Below are 18092 nucleotides of genomic sequence, written 5' to 3'. Positions count from 1 at the left end.
TGCCCCTTCCACCACCACCGAGCCCACCACCCCAACTGGGACACCCACCACCACCCCAACGGCACCACCACCTACACCAGACGCCAATAGGCGGCGCGGGTCGCGTACTTCCGTGGTCTGCGTGCACTGTCAGCCGCTGAGCGGGCGCTACGGATTCGTCAGGTGCGGAAACCAAACGCCCCGAACGACGGGGATTCCGAAGTCGAAGTGGCCGATGCGGTTCTGGATCGCCTCAGGGGTCAGCTCTTCGATCGAGTCGCGTGGCGGTTGGTCTCCGTCAGGCGGGTACACCGCACGGACCAGTTCCAGGGCGTCGTTCTCGTCGTACGCCGTCACGGCGCAAGCCAGCGGCCTCCAGCGTTCGCTGTCGCCGAAGTCTGTGATCAGAAACGTCCGGAGCGTGGTAGGTCCCGCCATGGCGGAGACTGTATGGCGGCCATCGAGGCAACGCGCTCACATGCCGCTGGTGGGCGTCCGACTCTGCCGATGACAGGGCGCATTCGTTTCCCGGATGGCCTGCGCGCGGGGACCTTCGTCCCTTGTGCGCTGCGCACCCTCGTAGAAGGTTGAAAGTGAGGGCGGGATGCTCCGGCCTCGTCAGGGCGGAAGCGAGGCGACAACCATGAAGAACACAGGGCTGCGGAGGGCCATGGCGGTCTCGGCAACGCTACTGGCGACGATCGCGACGACGGCTCTTCCGCTCCCCAGCGCGTCCGCCGAAGGCTACGAGCACAGTTTCGACGCTACCGTCGACACCGTGCTCGTCAACCGCTACGGCGGCATCACCATCAGCGGCACGCTCGATTGCACGGCGGCGGTCGCCGACGCTTACGGCGGCGCGGAGAACATCCAGGCCGACACGACGGTGTTCGTCAGCAAGAGTTGGGTCGCGACCCAGTACGTCGGCAGGGGCAAGGCGGTCACCGCGAGCTACGACTCCGGTATCGCCAGCGTCTGCTACACCAACGACCCCGCCATCATGTCGTGGGAGGGCTTCGGCGAGGCACCGTGGCCGTGGTCGACGATGTACGCCTACCCGGTTGGCGGCACCCAGTGGGTCTACTCCAGCACCGGAAAGTTCAGCGCCGGCCCAGTCCATGTCGAGCTCACGCTCGAAGGCGACCAGCTGACCATCGGCGCGGACACGCACTACTTCTACGACTTCAGCGGCTGGAACGTGCGGGCCACGAAGGTCCGCTGAGAGCCTCCGCCGGGTCCGGACCACACGTCGCGGACACCGGGGCGGTCCACCACCCTCGCCATACGCCACAGGCATGCTGGGGTGCATGAGGTTCACCGAGCACGAGCTCACTGCGGCCCTGACCGGAGCGGCCAAGTCGGTGTTGGCGTCTCGAAAGGACGTCCGCAAGGGCCGCGTTGACGTCGACACGGCCTGGGAAGCCCTGGGTCGCTATGAGCGGTTTCAGATGCTCGATGCGCTCGGCGCCCAGATCCTGCCCGTGCTGGTGGCCCTGCCGGACGTCGACGTGGCACCGGGGACGCGGGCGACCTACTCCCCAAAACAGGTGAGCGATGTCGTCGCCAGTCTGGTCGAGGACGACCTCAGCCGGTTGCGGCGCGTCGTCGTCGTCAAGGCCCGCACCGCTCTGGTGCAGACGGCGCTCGCGAACGTGCCGCCGCGACTCGATCCCGACGCGACTCAGCTGGCGTAGCGGCTGATGTCGGTGCGGATCTCCATCACCTGACGATCGGCAAGACGCGCACTCTGCCATGCCCTGCCCAGAGCTGCGGTGAGGCGGGCGGCCCTGGAGGTGGTCGACGCGTGCGTGCGGGTCGTCATGCTGATCAGATCCTTCACAAGTAGGTCACGAGGTCATCTCGCGACACGCCCCATTCTGGTCAGGCAGTAGCATCAGGCCAAGCCGTGGATCATCTAGGGGGGAATAAGAGAATCTGATGCTGGATCTTCGCCGTCTGGAAGTTCTCTCCGTCTTTGCGATGCGAGGCAGCATTGCGGCCGCGGCGCAGGAGCTCGGCGTCTCAGCCTCAGCCGTGTCGCAGCAGCTCTCGGCCTTGGAGCGCGAGGCTCAACTGCCACTGATCGAGCGCACCGCTCACAGTGCCAGCCTCACCGACGCCGGCAAGGAGTTGGTCGAGCACGCCAGCACGATCCTGGCGGCGGTCGAGGCAGCGGAGAGCCACCTGCGGGGGCGGTCCGGCACGATCGCCGGACCTGTCCGGGTCAGCTTCATCCCCGGACTCGCGGCGACGGCGGCCCCGGACCTCGCCGAGCTCCAACGTCAGTACCCAGAACTCAATGTGGTTGCGCTCCAGATCGAGTCCACCGCAGCTTCGGCCGCCCTCCTGGACCGGGCGACGGACATCGCGGTGGTCGACGAGTGGGGCGAGGAGACGCCGGTGTCCCTCGGCCCGCTGCAGGCCCAGCGCGCACACCGTGAAGCGATCGTGCTCGCCGTGCCGGCCGACCATCCCGTGGCGCAGAGCCACTTCCAGAAGCCGGTGTCGGCGGCGACGCTGCGCGAGCTGGTGCGGACCGAGACCTGGCTGAGCTCGCCGCCCGGCCAGGTCTCGCGGCTTGCCGGCGACGCTCGACTGGCTGCCCTCGGGGCCACCCCGCTACGACGCTGGGAGTTCGACGGCCTCTACGTCCTGGCCCGGCTCGTCGCCGTCGGGTCAGGGATCACCCTCCTGCCCTCGAGCGTCGCGGCCTACGAGCGCCGCGTCGCAGGGATCCCGCTACAGCCGCGGATGTACCGCTACGTCCGAGTACTCACCCGGACCAGCAGCCGCGGCGACCCCAAGATCGACGCATGCCTCAAGGCCATCCGCCAAGGTCTACGCCGCCCCTGGACCGAGCCCGTCGCCGCAAGCCCTTCTCGTCACTAGCGGCGGGGTCCATGCCGAGAGAGACCTCGCCGAAGCTGCATCGTCACGTCGGCGTCGTACCCTGGGACGTCGAAGCCGCCACGGCGCCGGATCCGGTGACACCGGTTCCGCACATCACCCATCCACGGGAGACAGCTGTTCATGCCACTTCTTCGCGCGGTCGGGGCTGGCGCCCTGTCCCTGCTCCTGCCCGCATCCGCCCTGCTGGTCGCGGGGTCCGACCCGGCCGTCGCCAAGGCGCCGGCCACGAGTACGTCGGTCAGCGCGAGGCTCGAGCAGACCATCCGGTTGATGTCGCTGCCGCAGATCGTCCAGCCCGGGGGGCGGGTGGCCAACCCTGACACTGCCAGGGCCGCGTTCACCGCCACGATCAGGCCGATCACCGCGGGCCGGAAGGTGAAGCTGCAGGTGCTGAAAGGCTCGTCCTGGCAGACCGTGGCGACCGTCGGCCAGAACCGGAAGGGGCGCGCACAGTTCGCCGCGGCCGCGACCAGCAACGGGCAGCCGCTCACCTACCGCGCGGTCGCCGCTTCCTACCCCGACCTGCCAGCGATCACCAGCCGGTCGGTGAGCACCGAGCGGTGGCTCAGCCCGACGTGGACCGACAGGTTCTCCGGCACCTCGCTCTCGGCCAAGTGGCAACAGCGCGGCCAGACCTACGAGCCGCAGAGCTCGCGCAACTGCTCGCGCGGAAGTGCCAAGGCGGTCAAGGTCGGCGGGGGTGTCGTCCGGCTCAGCGTGATGAGGGACCCCAACAGGCACACCCTGTGCCCTGCACTGAAGGCCGGCCAGGTCGCCGGTCACTACGCCTACCGCCTCAACGGCCACATCGGCACCGATGACAGGTTCTCCTTCAAGTACGGCGTCGCCGCCGCGCGGATGAAGTTCCCCCGACTGCCGGGCCAGCACGGCAGCTTCTGGATGCAGCCGGTCGGCGGGATGTACCCCGGCGGCACCGGTCACGAGATCGACGTCATCGAGTCCTTCGGCACCTCGCGCAGGAGTAGTGGCCTCTGGACCTACATCTGGCGCTACCAGTCCGGCAGCATCGTCAAGTCCGGCGTCAACATCCCCAACACGTTCCTCAGCGGGCGGCGCGACGCGTGGTGGAAGAGGTTCCACGTCTTCTCCGTGCAGTGGAAGCCGCACCTGTTGGTCTTCCGCATCGACGGCAAGGAGACGTGGCGGATCGGCGGCAAGGTGTCCCAGGTCCAGCAGTACGTCATCTTGAGCCTGCTCTCCTCCGACTACGAGATCCCCCTGATCCAAGACAGCCAGCTGCCCCAGCACATGTACGTCGACTGGGTGCGCGTCTGGGAGACCGGCGGCTGAGAGCCGGCTTACGTCGTCGACGGAGGCGGCGCGAGCGCGCCCGGACGCGCCACGCCCGTCTCGTAGGCGAGCACGACCAGCTGCACCCTGGTCCGGTTGCCGAGCTTGGCGATCAGGCGGTTGACGTGGGTCTTGACGGTCGCCTCCGAGACGACGAGCTCACGGGCGATGTCGTCGTTCGACAGGCCGCGGGCGATCAGTCCGAACACCTCACGCTCGCGCTCGGTGAGTGCGTCCAGCACGGCCGGCGTGCCGTCGAGAGGCCCCGGGCCGCTGACGTGCTCCTCGATCAGCCGACGGGTCAAGGTCGGGGCCAGCAGCGCCTCGCCGGCCGCCACGGTCTCGATCCCCTGGACCAGCCGGTCGGGCGGAGTCGCCTTGAGGAGGAACCCCGCCGCACCTGCGCGCAGAGCCCGGTAGACGTAGGAGTCGAGGTCGTAGGTCGTCAGCACGAGCACCCGCGTAGCCAGCCCGGAGTCCGTGATCTGCTCGGTCGCGGCGATGCCGTCGAGCACGGGCATCCGGATGTCCATCAAGACGACGTCGGGCCGCAGTCGCCGCACCTGCTCGACCGCCTCGCGCCCGTCCGCCGCTACCCCGACCACGTCGATGCCTCGAGCGGCCAGCACCATCTCCAGACCCGACCGCACCAGGTCCTGGTCATCGGCGATCACGACTGTCGTCACGGCGTCACCAGCGGCAGGCGCGCGTGCAGCTCGAACCGGCCGTCGCGCACACCATGGGTGAGGCGACCCCCGAGGAGGGCGACGCGCTCCGAGACGCCGACGAGACCAAGGCCCGCGCCCGACCCACCCGTCCCCGAGCTCGGGTTGCTCGCCTCGATCGAGACCTCGGCCGAGGTGGCGACGACGCGCAGCCGGGCGGTGCGGTCGGAGCCGTAGCGCAGCGCATTGGTGAGTGCCTCCTGCACGATCCGGTACGCCGACACGTCGACGCCCGCGGGCAGACTCGGGAGGTCCTCGGCCACCTCGACGTCGATGTCGAGCCCACTGGCGCGGAAGGCAGCCACCAGTCCCGGCAGGTCGGCGAGTCCGGGCGCTGGTTCGAGGCCGAGTTCGTCCAGGTCGTCGCGGAGGACGTGCAGCAGCCGACCGGTCTCGGCGATGGCCTGCCGACCGGTGTCGGCTACGTCCGCCAGCACGGCTTCGGCGCGGTCGGGATCGGTGCGCACGAGGTCCTGTGCCGCCGCCGTCTGGACGACCATGGCGCTGATCGAGTGTGCGATGACGTCGTGCATGTCCCGGGCGATGCGGTCGCGTTCTTGCCGAACGGCCTCGCGGCGCACGAGCTCCTGGCGTTCTTCGAGAAGCTCCTTCTGGATCGCCAGCCGGCGCGTCAGCCGGCCGAGCACGTAGGGAGGCGTGACCAGCGCCAGCACGAACACGACGTCGCTCAGGTCGTGCTCGCGAGCGTCCGCGCCGAGGTAGACGATCAGCACCATCAGCAGGATCACGGCGATCCCACCCAGGCCGCGGTTGTCGTGCAGCCAGCGACCGAGCGAGTAGATCGCGACCGCGAGCACCAGGATCGGCGTGGAGGGCTCGTCGAGCTGCGGTCCGAAGTAGGGCATGAGCAGCAGCACCATCTCGGGTGCGGTCGCGAAGATCAGCGGGTGGACCCTCCTGCCCACGAGCAGGGCGCAGGCCACCAGCTCGAGGAGCACGCCCCAGCCCCAGCCCTCGAACCTCAGGGTCACCAGCTCGACCACACCGACGACCGCGATGCCGGCCGGCACGAGCACGTCCAGCCGGTTGAGTCGCGAGACGGCCTGCACCTGCCGAATGTACGGCGGCCGGCGGGTGGTGTCAGTCAACCCCAGGGTGGAGATCGGTCCGATCGTGAGGTGGACGACCAGAGGTCCCGAGGTTCCTAGCGTCGATGCCATGACCCATCCAGTGAGCAACCTGATCGACGGACTCATCGACAAGCTCGGCGAGACGCGCATCGCCCGGTTCGCGTGGGCGATGGCATGGTTCGCCCTGATCGGCGGCCAGCTGCACGCGCTGGCCCGGCACAACACCGAGGACGGTAAGGCAGACCTCGACCTGCCCCTGACCGCCGCGTGGTCGGATCCAGCCCGCAAGGCGCTCGCCCCGCTGTTGGAGTGGAGCACGCCCGACCAGGTGTACCTGACGTACGGCAAGCTCTGGCTGCCCGTGTTCGTGGCCTTCACCCTGGCGGCGTTCGTCGTGCGCCGGCACCGCTCGCCGTACGGCCTGGAGAAGTGGGCCTGGCGGATCACGCTGACCGGCTGCGTCTGGGGATGCCTGAGCGTCTTCGGCGACTACTGGCTGCAGTGGGGAAAGGCGGCCCAGGAGCCGCTGCTGACCATCACCTTCGTCTTCGGTCTGCCCGCCGTGCTGCTCCTGATGGTCGGCTCGACGGTCCTCGGCATCGCCCTGCTGCGGCGGGGCTTCCGCCCACGCCTCTCGGCCTGGCTGCTGACCCTCACGCTGCCCGGCCTCTTCGCGATCACGATGGTCACCTCGATGGGCAGCATCACACTGCCGGTCGCCTTCGCCTTCGCGATCGCCGCGCGGCACCTACAGACCGTGGGTGACCACCGAGTCGAGGACCTCGACAGCGGCACGCCGCGTGTCGGCGCGCACCTGAACCCATAGCAGGCGGTTGGCGGCGACCTTGACCACCCGCTCGACGGTGACCTGCTTCCTCTCCAGTGCGCAGCCGGTGAAGAACTCGGTCATCGACCTCTCGCCGTCACGCTCGTCGTCGATCGTGCCCTCGCTCGCGTTGCACTCGGGGTGGCCCGGCAGGTTGGCCGGCAGCTTGTTGCCCGGCAGCACGCCCACGAACACGCCTTCGCCTCCGCCTCTCTCCCAGTCGGAGGTCGACCCGACCGAGAGCGCCTGGTAGGTCTCGTCGGAGCCGGGTGGCTGCCAGCCGTCGGTCGCGGTCGCGCGGTCCCAGTCGTCGGGCACGGTCACGGTGAGGGTGTCGCGGGAGTCGGTCAAGGTGGTCGTGTGGTCGACGCTCTGCCACGCGGCGTAGCCGCCGAAGGCACCACCCGCCAGCAGCACCACCGCGGCGAACGCGAGGACGAACGACCGCAACCGCCCCGGAGCAGGGAGGGTGGGCTCTGCGAGCGGCGGCTGCTTGGTCAACGGCGAGGGGCGAGCGCCCGGCTGCGTGCGCTCCGGGTCGAGCGCCAGCACACGCGGTCGACCCTCGGTGCCAGGTGCGCTGGAGAGCGCTGCTCGCGCGAGCGCCGAGGAGTACTCCGCGACGCTCGGCCATCGGTCGTCGCGATCGGGTGCCAGACCCCGGCGTACGACGTCCTCGACGGCCGGCGCGATGGGCCACTCAGGCGTCGACATCGGCTCGGGTGGCCCCGGGTTGGCGGCCGCGGCGAGCGTGGTGTGCTGGTGCGGCGGGCGCCCGGTGAGCAGCAGGTAGGTCAGCGCGGCCAGGGAGTACTGGTCGGCCCGTGCGTCGATGTGCTCGCCCTGGGCCTGCTCCGGCGCCACGAACGTCGGCGTGCCGGCGATCATGGTGAGCCGAGAGGACATGTCGACGGTCTTGCCGAGGCCGAGGTCGGCGACCATGGCGCGCACCTCGACGTGGTCGGAGTCGGCGGCGGACTCGACGGTGCGGAACAGCACGTTGCCCGGCTTGATGTCGCGGTGCACCACACCGCGCTGGTGCAGGGCACTGAGCCCGAGCCCGACCTGGCGCACGACCTCCAGCGCCTCCTCGCGCGGTAGCCCTCCGGTCTCGAGCCGGTCGGCGAGCGTGCCCTGGTCGGCGTACCCCATCACGAGATAGGGGCGACCGTCCTCGAGCTCGCCCGCGTCGTAGACGGGGACGACGTGCGGCGACTCCACCTTGCGCAGGAACCTGCCCTCGTCGACGAAGCGCTGCTTGACGTGGTGGTCGTCCGACCAGTTGTCGGCGAGAACTTTGATGGCAACCGGAGAGTCCAAGCTCTCGTCATAGCCCAGCCAGACCGTTGCGAACCCACCCGAGCCGATGCGACGCCTGACGGCGTAGCGGCCGATGCGGGTGGGAAGGGACACCAGGGCATTATCTTTCCCAGACACCTGACTCCGGCATCGACACCGGGGACGAGGAGGAGCAGGCGTGGAGCCGGACGAGATCGACGACCTGGCGCGCAGGGCCAAAGCGGGCGACCGAGACGCACTGGAGGGGTTGCTGGCGGCCGTGCGACCCCGCACGCTGGCGATCTGTCGCGGCGTGCTGCCCTACAGCTCCGACGCCGAGGACGCCTGCCAGGAGGCGCTGATCAACGTCGCCACCAAGATCGGCGGCTGGGGAGAGCAGGGGCGCTTCACGACGTGGCTGCACGTGGTGGCGGTCAACTCCGCCCGCACGACCTACCGACGGCTGCGCAACCAGGCCGTGGTCAGCGACGTGCTCCCGCTGGAGAAGCCGGACCCCCGCACGACCAGCGTCATCGCCGGCACCCGCCTCGACCTCCTCGACGCCCTGGAGATCCTCGAGCACGACCACCCGCAGTACGTCGAGCCGTTGCTGCTGCGCGACGTCTACGGCCTGCCCTACGACGAGATCGCCCAGCAGGTCGGCGCCCCGCTGGGCACGGTGAAGGCCCAGATCCACCACGGCCGCAAGCTGGTGCGTCCGCTGCTGCGGGCCAGCGAGTGAGAGCCCAGCGGGTCGCGGCGATCGCCGCCGCGCTCGTGCTCGCCGCCTCCCTCGCCGCGTGCGGTGGCGACTCTTCGTCGACGCCCCAGGGTGATCCCGCGCCCTCGGCGCAGGGGACCGGTTCCTCGTCCACCCCGCAGGCGGCCACCGACGATCCGGCACGCAGCGAGCCGGTCGAGGACAGCGTCTACCCCGACGCCGGCGACCCGTCGGTCGACGCACTCAGCTACCAGCTGGACCTGTCATGGGAGCCGAAGGCGCGCAGGCTCACCGGTCACGAGAGTCTGCGCTTCCGGTCGACCGAGACGTCCGACCATGTCCAGCTCGACCTGTCGCAGGACCTCGAGGCCGCCCGCGTCGAGATCGACGGCGAGAAGGCCGAGTTCAGCCACGACGGCAAGGACCTCGTGGTGCAGGGTGACTTCGCCGCCGACGTCGAGTACGTCCTGACCCTCAACTACTCCGGCAGGCCGCAGCCGGTCCCCGCACCGACGACGCGCAGCGACTTCACCACCACGGGGTTCACGGTCAGCGACGACGGGTCTACCTGGACGATGCAGGAGCCCTATGGCGCCTACACCTGGTACGCCGTCAACGACCAGCCCGCCGACAAGGCGTTCTACGACTTCGTGCTCACCGTCCCAGCCCCGTGGACCGGGATCGCCAACGGTGAGCTCACCAGCCGCGAGGTCGTCGAGGGCAAGACGGTCACCAGCTGGCACCTGGACAGCAAGGCGTCGTCGTACCTCGTCACGGTCGCCTTCGGCAACTACCAGGCCGTCAAGGACACCTCCGCGAGCGGTGTCGCCCTGACGTACTGGACCAAGGTCGGCACCCCGAAGGCCTACGTCGACAGCCTCCGCGCCACCAAGGACGCACTGGCCTGGGTCGAGGGGAAGCTCGGCCCCTACCCGTTCCCGAGTCTCGGCATCTTGCTGGTCGACTCGCAAAGCGGCATGGAGACCCAGACGATGATCACGCTGGGCACCAGCGACTACACGACCAGCGAGGCCGTGATCCTCCACGAGATCGTGCACCAGTGGTACGGCGACCTGGTCACGCCGTCCGACTGGAGCGACCTCTGGATGAACGAGGGCATGGCGATGTACCTCCAGCTCACCTGGCAGGCCCAGGTGGACGCCTATCCGCTGACTCGGCTCCTGGAGCAGGCGGCAGTGGTGGAGCGGGAGTCGCGGCGGGTCAACGGTCCGCCGGCGACCTACGACCCGAAGACGTTCGGCGAGATCCAGGTCTACTACGGGCCGGCGCTGATGTGGGACCAGATCCGTCGCCGGGTCGGCGACGACAAGTTCTGGGCGATGGTGCGTGACTGGCCGGCCGCCGACCCCGACGGCAGCAGCGACCGCGACGACTACATCGCCTGGGTGGAGAAGCAGACCGGGACCGAGCTGTCCGACCTCTTCGACTCGTGGCTGCTGGCCAAGCGCTCGCCGAGGTTCGAGTAACCAGCGCCGGTTGAGGAAGGCGCGCTACCCCCCATGGTTTCGAGACGGTTGCTGCGCAACCTCCTCAACCAACAACCACCCCCGCTGGTTGAGGAAGGCGCGCTAGCGCCTGTCTCGAAACCAGACCACCCCGACCACCATGGTTTCGAGACGGTTGCTGCGCAACCTCCTCAACCAACAACAACCACCCCCGCTGGTTGAGGAAGGCGCCCTAGCCCCCGCTGGTTTCGAGACGGTTGCTGCGCAACCTCCTCAACCAACAACAACCACCCCCGCTGGTTGAGGAAGGCGCGCTAGCCCCCGCTGGTTTCGAGACGGTTGCTGCGCAACCTCCTCAACCAACAACAACGACCCCCGCTGGTCCGCTCTGAGCGGAATCGCTTGCTCCGGAGGTAGGCGGGCCTGTCGGCTAGGGCCATGCGGATCCTGGTGCTCGGTGGCAGCGTGTTCCTCTCGCGGGCGGTGGCGGCAGACGCGGTCGCCCGCGGGCACGACGTCACGTGCGTGACGCGGGGCCGGTCCGGCGCCGTACCCGAGGGAGCCCGCCACGTCACGTGGGACCGGTCCGACGACGTACCTCCCGAGCTGGCCGCCGAGAACTTCGAGGCGGTGGTCGACGTGAGCCGTACGCCGTCGCACGTGCGCACCGCAGTTGCCGCCTGGCCCACGGCCCACTGGGTGTTCGTCTCGACGGTCAACGTGTACGCCGACAACGCCACCCCGGACCCGGGCACCGACGGCCCGCTGGTCGAGGCGATCGACGAGGACCGCGACCTGAAGGAGCACCCGGAGGCATACGGCCCGATGAAGGTCTCCTGCGAGCGTTCGGTGCTGGCCGGAGCCGCCCGCTCGATGGTGGTGCGGCCGGGCCTGATCGTCGGCCCCGGCGACCCGACGGGTCGCTACGGCTACTGGCCGGAGCGGCTCGCCGAGGGGGGCCGCGTCCTGGCTCTGGCGGATCCGGAGTCCCGGGTGCAGTTCATCGACGTCCGCGACCTGGCCGAGTGGATCGTGCGCAGCGTCGAGGACGGCACGACCGGCGTGTACGACGGCATCGGTCCGGCCACGCCCGCGGGCGAGGTACTCGCGCAGACAGGAGCCGGCGTGGGCGCCGACGTCGAGCTCGTGTGGACCGGACAGGAGTTCCTGGCCGAGCAGGAGGTCGAGCCCTGGGCGGGCGACGGCGCGCTGCCCATGTGGCTGCCACGACCGGAGTACGACGGGATGCTCACCCACCGCTTCGACCTCTCGGCGGCCGCCGGACTCACCGTGCGGCCTTTCGACGAGACCGCCCGCGACACCCTCACCTGGCTCCGCGAGAACCCCGATGCCCCGCGCACCGGCATGTCCCGTGAGCGCGAGGCCGAGCTCCTCGCGGCGTGGGACGCGCGCTGATACGGGTCGACTCGCGGTGATGCCCACCGGCGGGGTGTAAGCCGGGCAGCAGGACTTCAGAACAGCAGGGCTGCGGCCGGGTCCTCCATCACGGCGGCGACGTCGGCGAGGAACCGCGAGCCCTTCTCACCGTCGACGTGACGATGGTCGAAGGACAGCGCGAGCGTCGTCACCTGACGCACGACGATCTCGTCATCCACGACCCACGGCTGCTTGCGCACCGCTCCGAAGGCCAGGATCGCCGACTCTCCGGGGTTGATGATCGGCGTGCCGCTGTCGATCCCGAACACGCCCACGTTGGTGATCGTGAAGGTGCCGCCGCTCATGTCGGCGGGCTGGGTCTTGCCGTCGCGAGCCGTGGCTGTCAGCGCGTTGAGGGCGCCGGCGAGCTCGAGCAGCGAGAGGTCCTGGGCGTCCTTGACGTTGGGCACCACCAGGCCGCGCGCGGTCGCCGCGGCGATGCCGAGGTTGACGTAGCTCTTGAAGACGACCTCCTGGGCCGCCTGGTCCCACCACGAGTTGATCTCGGGAGTGCGCCGCATCGCCAGGATGCAGGCGCGGGCCAGGACCAGCAGCGGCGAGACCTTGACCTCGCGGAACTCGCGCCGGGTCTTGAGGCGCTCGACGAACTCCATCGTGCGCGTGACGTCGAGCGTCACCCACTCGGTGACGTGGGGAGCGGTGAAGGCCGAGTCGACCATCGCCTGTCCCATCATCTTGCGCACGCCCTTGATGGGCTCGCGCCGCTCGCGTGCGCCACCACCGGCGATCGCGCTTGTCGATGTCCGGGTCTCGACAGGCTCGACCGACGAACCTTGAGCAGACTCCACGTCGTCTCGCGTCACGACGCCACCCTCGCCCGAACCCACCAGCGAGGTGAGGTCGACGCCGAGGTCCTTGGCCAGCTTGCGCACCGGCGGCTTGGCCAGGACGCGCACGTCGCCGTTGGAGGCAGCGGGCGCCTCGGGCGTGTACGCCGGCACGGCCGGCTCGTCTGCCTCGACGACCTCGGGACGCACCGGATCACCGGGGACGAAGGACGCAGCGACCTGCTCGTGGGTGGTGCGCTGGGCGGCGGCAGCGGCCGGCGATGTCGCCTTGCGCGGACGGCGCATGGCCTCCCGCTCGGCCTTGTTGCGACCGACCAGGCTCTCGCCCTCGCCGCCGCCGCTGGCCGCGGGGTTGGACAGGTCGATGGTCTCGACAGGCTCGACCGACGAGGCGGGCGCGGCCGACGAGGCGGGCGCCGACTCGGCGTCACCGACGGTGATGATGGGCGTGCCGACGTCGACCGTCTCGCCCTCGTTGACGAGCAGGGCGGTGACGGTGCCGGCGTAGGGGCTCGGCAGCTCGACCAGCGACTTGGCGGTCTCGATCTCGACGACGATGTCGTTGATGGCGATGACGTCGCCGACCTTCACCTTCCAGGTGACGATCTCGGCCTCGGTGAGGCCTTCGCCGACGTCGGGCAGCTTGTAGTCAGGCATTGCGGCTCCTAGCGGAACGTGGTCTCGACAGGCTCGACCACCGAGGGTCAGAAGGAGAGAGAGCGGTCGACGGCGTCGAGCACGCGGTCGAGATCAGGGAGCCATTCCTCCTCGATCCGCGACGGCGGGTACGGCGTGTCGAACCCGCCGACCCTCAGCACCGGCGACTCGAGGGAGAAGAAGCACTCCTCGGTGATCCGCGCGGCCAGCTCGGCGCCCAGACCCAGGTTGACGTGGGCCTCGTGGACGACGACCGCGTGACCCGTGCGGCGTACGGACTCGAAGACCGGCGCCATGTCGAGCGGGCTCAGGGTGCGCAGGTCGATGACCTCCAGCGACCGGCCCTCACCGGACGCGGCCTCGGCCGCCTTGAGGGCCGTCTTGACGGTCGGGCCGTAGGCGAGCAGCGTCGCGTCGCCGCCCCGGCGTACGACACGCGACCTGAAGAGCGGCTCGGGGGCCGCGTCCTCGTCGAGGTCGGCCTTGTCGGCGTGATACTGGCGCTTGGGCTCCAAGAAGATGACCGGGTCGTCGCAGGCGATGGCCTGCTGGATCATCCAGTAGCCGTCGATCGGGTTGGAGCAGGCGACGACCTTGAGGCCCGGCGTGTGCGCGAACTGAGCCTCCGGAGACTCGCTGTGGTGCTCGACCGCGCCGATGCCGCCACCGAAGGGGATCCGGATGACCATCGGCATGGCGAGCTTGCCCATCGAGCGGAAGCGCATCTTGGCCACCTGGCAGACGATCTGGTCGTAGGCCGGGTAGACGAAGCCGTCGAACTGGATCTCGACCACCGGTCGGTAGCCGCGCAGCGCAAGACCGACGGCGGTGCCGACGATGCCGGACTCGGCCAGCGGCGAGTCGATGACACGGTCCTCGCCGAAGTCCTTCTGGAGACCGTCGGTGATGCGGAAGACGCCGCCGAGCTTGCCGACGTCCTCGCCCATGATGAGGACCTTGGGGTCGTCCTCCATCGCCTTGCGCAGGCCCATGTTGAGGCCCTTGGCCAGCGTGATCTTGGTCATTTCAGTGCGCCCCTTCGAACGAGTCGAGGTAGGCCGCGAAGCCCTCGCGCTGGGCTTCCAGCTCGGGCGTCTGTTCGGCGTAGACGTGGTCGAAGATGCTCAGCGGCGAGGGGTCGGCGAGGTTCTTGCACCCCTCGCGGAGCCGGGCGCCGAGCTCGTCGGCCTCGGCGGACAGGTCGTCGAAGAAGGCCTGGTCGGCCAGGCCGTTGCGCTGGAGGTAGGCCTTGGTGCGCTCGATGGGGCACTTCAGGCGCCAGCGCTCGACGTCGTCGGAGAGGCGGTAGCGCGTCGGGTCGTCGGTCGTGGTGTGTGCGCCCATCCGGTAGGTGTAGGCCTCCACGAACGTCGGGCCCTGGCCGTCGCGGGCCCGCTGCAGCGCGGCCTGGGTGACGGCGTAGGTCGCGAGCACGTCGTTGCCATCGACTCGCACGCCGGGGAAGCCGAAGCCCAGAGCCCTTTGGTAGAGCGGGATTCGCGACTGCCGCTCGATCGGCTCCGAGATCGCCCACTGGTTGTTCTGGCAGAAGAAGACCACCGGGGCGTTGTAGGACGCGGCGAAGATGAACGCCTCGTTGACGTCGCCCTGCGAGGAGGCGCCGTCGCCGAAGTGGGCGATGACGGCCGCGTCGCGGTCGGGGTCGCCGGTGCCGACGGCCCCGTCGCGCTGCATGCCCATCGCGTAGCCGGTCGCGTGCAGGGTCTGCGCGCCGATGACGATCGTGTAGAGGTGGAAGTTGTACTTCGCGGGGTCCCATGCACCCTGGTCGACCCCGCGGTAGAGGCCGAGCAGCTCGATCGGGTCGACGCCGCGGCACCACGCGACGCCGTGCTCGCGGTAGGTGGGGAAGACGTAGTCCTGCGGGCGCAGCGCGCGGCCGGCGCCGATCTGGGCGGCCTCCTGTCCCAGCAGCTGGGCCCAGATGCCGAGCTCACCGTGTCGCTGCAGCGCGGTGGCCTCGGTGTCGATGCGACGGGTCAGCACCATGTCGCGGTAGAAGCCGCGGATCATCTCGGCTTCCTCGGCCGGCGTCATGCCGTCGCCGAAGGAGAACTCGGGGTGCGAGACACGCTCGCCCTCGGGCGTCAGCAGCTGGACGAGCTCGGGTCCACCATCGTGCTGGCTGGGCCCGAAGACCTCCGCCAGGTCGGGGCCGAAACCGCCTGACCTGTCATTTCCTGGGGTCACGTACGACTCCTCACTCGTCACCGGCTGCTGCGGGGTCTCCGCCGACCGTCGTGGTGTGCGTCGCGGTCTGGCCCAGCTTGTGACCGGCACCACACCCGCGTGTCCCCCTAAGTTACCGGTGGCCAGCGCGCCTCGGCCAATCCGGTAGGGATGGCGACTACCTGCGCGCGCGAGCGGCCTGGACCAGGGTGACGAGCTCTGCCGATACCTGGTCGAGCGGTGCGAGGGAGCGCTCGGCGCGACTCACGGCGACGGCCCCCTCGAGCGAGGAGATGATCATCCGGGCCAGGCCCGGTGCGCGCTCGGCCGGAACGCCGTCGGCGACCAGCCCGCCGACCATCAGCTCCTGCCACGAGGCGAAGATGCCGCGAGCCAGCTCCTTGAGCTCGTCGTCGTCGCCGGTCGCGACGGCGAGTACGGGACAGCCGGTGCGGAAGTCGGTGTCGGTCAGCTGCTCGCGCCAGACGCTGGTGAACGCCGCCAGCGCCGCCTCGATCCCGTCGGCCTTGGCCCTCTCGACCAGTCGCGCCACCTTGCGGCCGATCGAGCCCACCGCCTCCTCGGCGAGCTGGGCCTTGCCTCCGGGGAAGTGGTGGTAGGTCGAGCCGAGAGGTACGCCGGCATCCTTGGCGAGGTCGCGCAGGCTCATCGCGCCGACGCCCTTGGTGCCGATGGCCACCGCGGCGCCGGCGATCATCCGCCGGCGGGTGTCACTGCGGGGGTCGCCGCGGGGGTCGCTGCGGGTGTCTGGCGTCACGAGGCGACATCTTGCCATGACTAAGACAGTTGTCATAGTCTTCCCGCCATGCTCTATGACGACCGTCATAACGACGTACGCCGGGTCCCCACGACGCTGCTCGCCAGCGACGGCCGCGAGCTGTCGGCGACCTGGTTCGAGCCGACCGGCGCCCCCGTCGGCGCCGTCCTTGTCGCGCCGGCCATGGCGACGCCGGCGGCCTACTACGCGGCGTTCGCGACCTGGCTGGCGGCGCAGGGCTACCGCGCGCTGACCTTCGACCTGCGTGGCATGGAGTCGGTGGCCGCCATGAAGGCCGAGACGGGCGACGTACTGACGTGGTTCGGCGACATGGCCGACGCCCTCGACGCGGTGCTCGACGCCGCTGACGGCCTGCCGGTGAGCTACGTCGGGCACAGCCTCGGCGGTCAGGCCGTGCCGTTCGTCGACCACAGCCGCCTCGACAGCATCCTCACGGTCGCCTCCGGCACGGGGTACTGGCGCCTGAACTCGCCCTCCGTGAAGTGGCGGGCTCCCCTGCTGTGGCTGGGCATCGCCCCTCTCGCGACTCGGATCGCGGGCTACTACCCGGGCCGCTCGCTGCGGATCCTCGACAACGTCCCTGCCGGCGTGATGCGGCAATGGGGCCGGTGGTGCCTGCACGAGGACTACCTCGGCGTCGACGTGCCCCGCGCCGCCGAGCGGTTCGCCTCGGTCACGACTCCCATGACCGTGCTGTCCTTCACCGACGACGAGCTGATGAGCCGGGCCAGCATCGCCGACCTGCACGGCCGCTTCGTCAACGCCGACCAGGTCCACCAGCGCTACAGCCCCGCCCAGCTCGACGTCCCCAAGATGGGCCATCACGGCTTCTTCCGCTCCCGCCACGCCGAACTCTGGGACGAGCTGATCCTGCCGTACCTCGGTGGTTTCGAGGCTCGTCGCTAGCGCTCCTCGCACCTCAACCAGCGATCGGCTCACGCGTGGAGGTCGCCGAGGTCCTCGTGGTCGCGGTGCGAGAGGGGCTCGACCTGGAAGGTGGCGTGCTGGACGCCGAAGTGCTGCGCGACGCAGTCACAGAGGCGGTCGAGGATGCCGCCTACGCCGGCCTCGGCGAGGGCCGCGTCGGTGACGGTGACGTGGGCCGAGAGACTGGGGATGCCGCTGGTGATGGTCCAGGCATGGAGGTCGTGGACCTCGACGACGCCGGGCATGCCGGCGATGTGGGCCTCCACTGCGCCGAGGTCGAGGCCGGCGGGGGCGATCTCGAGCAGCACGGCGGCCGACTCCTTCAGCAGTGACCACGCCCGCGGCAGGATCAGCGCCGCGATCAGCAACGAGGCGACGGCGTCGGCCTGTACCCAGCCGCTGACGGCGATCACCACACCGGCGGTGATGGCCAGCACGGAGCCGACCAGGTCGGCTGCCACCTCGAGCATGGCGCCCCGCATGTTCAGCGACTGCGACCCCGATCGCCGCAGCACCCGCAGGGAGGCGGCGTTGGCGAGCAGGCCGACACAGGCGAAGGCGATCAGCAGACCAGCCTCGACCTCGACGTCCCCGGGGTGGCGCAGCCGCGCGAATCCCGCCCACGCGATGTAGACGCACACGACCAGCAGGACGACGGCATTGGCCATCGCGGCCAGGATCTCGGCCCGGTGGTAGCCGAACGTCGAGCGCGGACCCCCGGGACGAGACGCGACGTACGACGCCCCGAGCGCCAGCAGCACACCCGCGGCGTCGGTCGCCACATGCCCCGCATCCGCGAGCAGGGCCAGCGAGGAGGCGAGGTAGGCGCCGACCAGCTCGACGACCAGGACGACGGCGGTGATGGCAAGCACCAGACGAAGACCAGAGCGGTCGGCGGCGCGGCCGGATGCGTGACTCGCGGCATGTCCATGCCCGTGACCAGCGCCCACGCTGGTCAGACTAGAG

At 69.8% G+C, this 18092-nt stretch carries 19 protein-coding genes; 9 read left to right on the top strand and 10 right to left on the bottom strand.

What is annotated here, in order from left to right:
- Positions 1–147 precede the first annotated feature (147 nt).
- Positions 148–417 carry a hypothetical protein gene (locus ISU10_RS20365; protein WP_194698277.1) on the bottom strand — a complete coding sequence of 90 codons (270 nt, stop codon included), beginning with the start codon at positions 415–417 and terminating at the stop codon, positions 148–150.
- Positions 418–622: 205 nt separating this feature from the next.
- On the opposite strand from ISU10_RS20365, the gene ISU10_RS20360 reads away from it, so the two are divergent.
- Entirely contained in the window at positions 623–1201 is a 579-nt protein-coding gene (locus ISU10_RS20360; protein ID WP_194698276.1) for a hypothetical protein, read from the top strand.
- Between the two features lie 85 nt (positions 1202–1286).
- Positions 1287–1673 carry a hypothetical protein gene (locus ISU10_RS20355; protein ID WP_194698275.1) on the top strand — a complete coding sequence of 129 codons (387 nt, stop codon included), beginning with the start codon at positions 1287–1289 and terminating at the stop codon, positions 1671–1673.
- On the opposite strand, the gene ISU10_RS20350 is transcribed toward ISU10_RS20355, so the two are convergent.
- Positions 1661–1801, bottom strand: a complete 141-nt coding sequence (locus ISU10_RS20350; protein ID WP_194698274.1) for a hypothetical protein — start codon at positions 1799–1801, stop codon at positions 1661–1663. The two genes, ISU10_RS20355 and ISU10_RS20350, sit on opposite strands and share 13 nt — an antisense overlap.
- A 116-nt stretch (positions 1802–1917) precedes the next feature.
- On the opposite strand from ISU10_RS20350, the gene ISU10_RS20345 reads away from it, so the two are divergent.
- Positions 1918–2868, top strand: coding sequence for a LysR family transcriptional regulator (locus ISU10_RS20345; protein WP_194698273.1), 951 nt, complete (start codon positions 1918–1920; stop codon positions 2866–2868).
- Positions 2869–3009: 141 nt separating this feature from the next.
- Positions 3010–4200 (top strand): glycoside hydrolase family 16 protein, encoded by a 1191-nt coding sequence (locus tag ISU10_RS20340; RefSeq protein WP_194698272.1) that lies wholly within the window; start codon positions 3010–3012, stop codon positions 4198–4200.
- Between the two features lie 8 nt (positions 4201–4208).
- Here the strand turns inward: ISU10_RS20340 and ISU10_RS20335 are convergent, their stop codons facing one another.
- Both ISU10_RS20335 and ISU10_RS20330 read right to left on the bottom strand, forming a co-directional pair.
- On the bottom strand, positions 4209–4886 hold the full coding sequence (locus ISU10_RS20335; RefSeq protein ID WP_194698271.1) for a response regulator: 678 nt from the start codon (positions 4884–4886) through the stop codon (positions 4209–4211).
- A complete protein-coding gene (locus tag ISU10_RS20330; protein ID WP_194698270.1) occupies positions 4883–5995 on the bottom strand; it encodes a sensor histidine kinase in 1113 nt (370 codons plus the stop codon). Before ISU10_RS20330 ends, ISU10_RS20335 begins: the two co-directional genes overlap by 4 nt.
- Positions 5996–6104: 109 nt before the next feature.
- Here ISU10_RS20330 and ISU10_RS20325 point away from each other — a divergent pair, with 109 nt between their 5' ends.
- On the top strand, positions 6105–6842 hold the full coding sequence (locus tag ISU10_RS20325; protein ID WP_194698269.1) for a hypothetical protein: 738 nt from the start codon (positions 6105–6107) through the stop codon (positions 6840–6842).
- On the opposite strand, the gene ISU10_RS20320 is transcribed toward ISU10_RS20325, so the two are convergent.
- Positions 6765–8255: a serine/threonine-protein kinase gene (locus ISU10_RS20320; RefSeq protein WP_194698268.1), complete on the bottom strand. Its 1491-nt coding sequence runs from the start codon at positions 8253–8255 to the stop codon at positions 6765–6767. The two genes, ISU10_RS20325 and ISU10_RS20320, sit on opposite strands and share 78 nt — an antisense overlap.
- Positions 8256–8319: 64 nt before the next feature.
- On the opposite strand from ISU10_RS20320, the gene ISU10_RS20315 reads away from it, so the two are divergent.
- The 3 genes from ISU10_RS20315 (at position 8320) to ISU10_RS20305 (ending at position 11723) form a co-directional block, all read left to right on the top strand.
- On the top strand, positions 8320–8862 hold the full coding sequence (locus tag ISU10_RS20315; protein WP_194698267.1) for an RNA polymerase sigma factor: 543 nt from the start codon (positions 8320–8322) through the stop codon (positions 8860–8862).
- Positions 8859–10328 carry a M1 family metallopeptidase gene (locus ISU10_RS20310; RefSeq protein WP_194698266.1) on the top strand — a complete coding sequence of 490 codons (1470 nt, stop codon included), beginning with the start codon at positions 8859–8861 and terminating at the stop codon, positions 10326–10328. The genes ISU10_RS20315 and ISU10_RS20310 overlap by 4 nt, the downstream gene beginning before the upstream one ends.
- 417 nt (positions 10329–10745) lie before the next feature.
- Positions 10746–11723 carry an NAD-dependent epimerase/dehydratase family protein gene (locus tag ISU10_RS20305; protein ID WP_194698265.1) on the top strand — a complete coding sequence of 326 codons (978 nt, stop codon included), beginning with the start codon at positions 10746–10748 and terminating at the stop codon, positions 11721–11723.
- A gap of 56 nt (positions 11724–11779) precedes the next feature.
- Here ISU10_RS20305 and ISU10_RS20300 read toward each other — a convergent pair whose 3' ends face one another.
- From ISU10_RS20300 to ISU10_RS20285, 4 genes are all read right to left on the bottom strand, one after another.
- A complete protein-coding gene (locus tag ISU10_RS20300) occupies positions 11780–13210 on the bottom strand; it encodes a dihydrolipoamide acetyltransferase family protein (protein WP_194698264.1) in 1431 nt (476 codons plus the stop codon).
- Positions 13211–13257: 47 nt separating this feature from the next.
- Positions 13258–14235 (bottom strand): alpha-ketoacid dehydrogenase subunit beta, encoded by a 978-nt coding sequence (locus ISU10_RS20295; RefSeq protein ID WP_194698263.1) that lies wholly within the window; start codon positions 14233–14235, stop codon positions 13258–13260.
- Position 14236: 1 nt separating this feature from the next.
- Positions 14237–15421, bottom strand: coding sequence for a pyruvate dehydrogenase (acetyl-transferring) E1 component subunit alpha (pdhA, locus tag ISU10_RS20290; protein WP_194698262.1), 1185 nt, complete (start codon positions 15419–15421; stop codon positions 14237–14239).
- A 157-nt stretch (positions 15422–15578) separates the two neighbouring features.
- Positions 15579–16178 (bottom strand): TetR/AcrR family transcriptional regulator, encoded by a 600-nt coding sequence (locus ISU10_RS20285; RefSeq protein WP_194698261.1) that lies wholly within the window; start codon positions 16176–16178, stop codon positions 15579–15581.
- 48 nt (positions 16179–16226) lie between these two features.
- On the opposite strand from ISU10_RS20285, the gene ISU10_RS20280 reads away from it, so the two are divergent.
- Positions 16227–17105: an alpha/beta hydrolase family protein gene (locus tag ISU10_RS20280; RefSeq protein WP_194698260.1), complete on the top strand. Its 879-nt coding sequence runs from the start codon at positions 16227–16229 to the stop codon at positions 17103–17105.
- Positions 17106–17134: 29 nt separating this feature from the next.
- Here the strand turns inward: ISU10_RS20280 and ISU10_RS20275 are convergent, their stop codons facing one another.
- Positions 17135–18076 carry a cation diffusion facilitator family transporter gene (locus ISU10_RS20275; protein ID WP_194698259.1) on the bottom strand — a complete coding sequence of 314 codons (942 nt, stop codon included), beginning with the start codon at positions 18074–18076 and terminating at the stop codon, positions 17135–17137.
- Positions 18077–18092 lie beyond the last annotated feature (16 nt).

The organism is Nocardioides agariphilus (assembly GCF_015352445.1).
GTDB lineage: Bacteria > Actinomycetota > Actinomycetes > Propionibacteriales > Nocardioidaceae > Nocardioides > Nocardioides agariphilus.
Note: the sequence above shows the minus strand (reverse complement) of the source record. Positions and strands in the feature narration are given on the sequence as shown.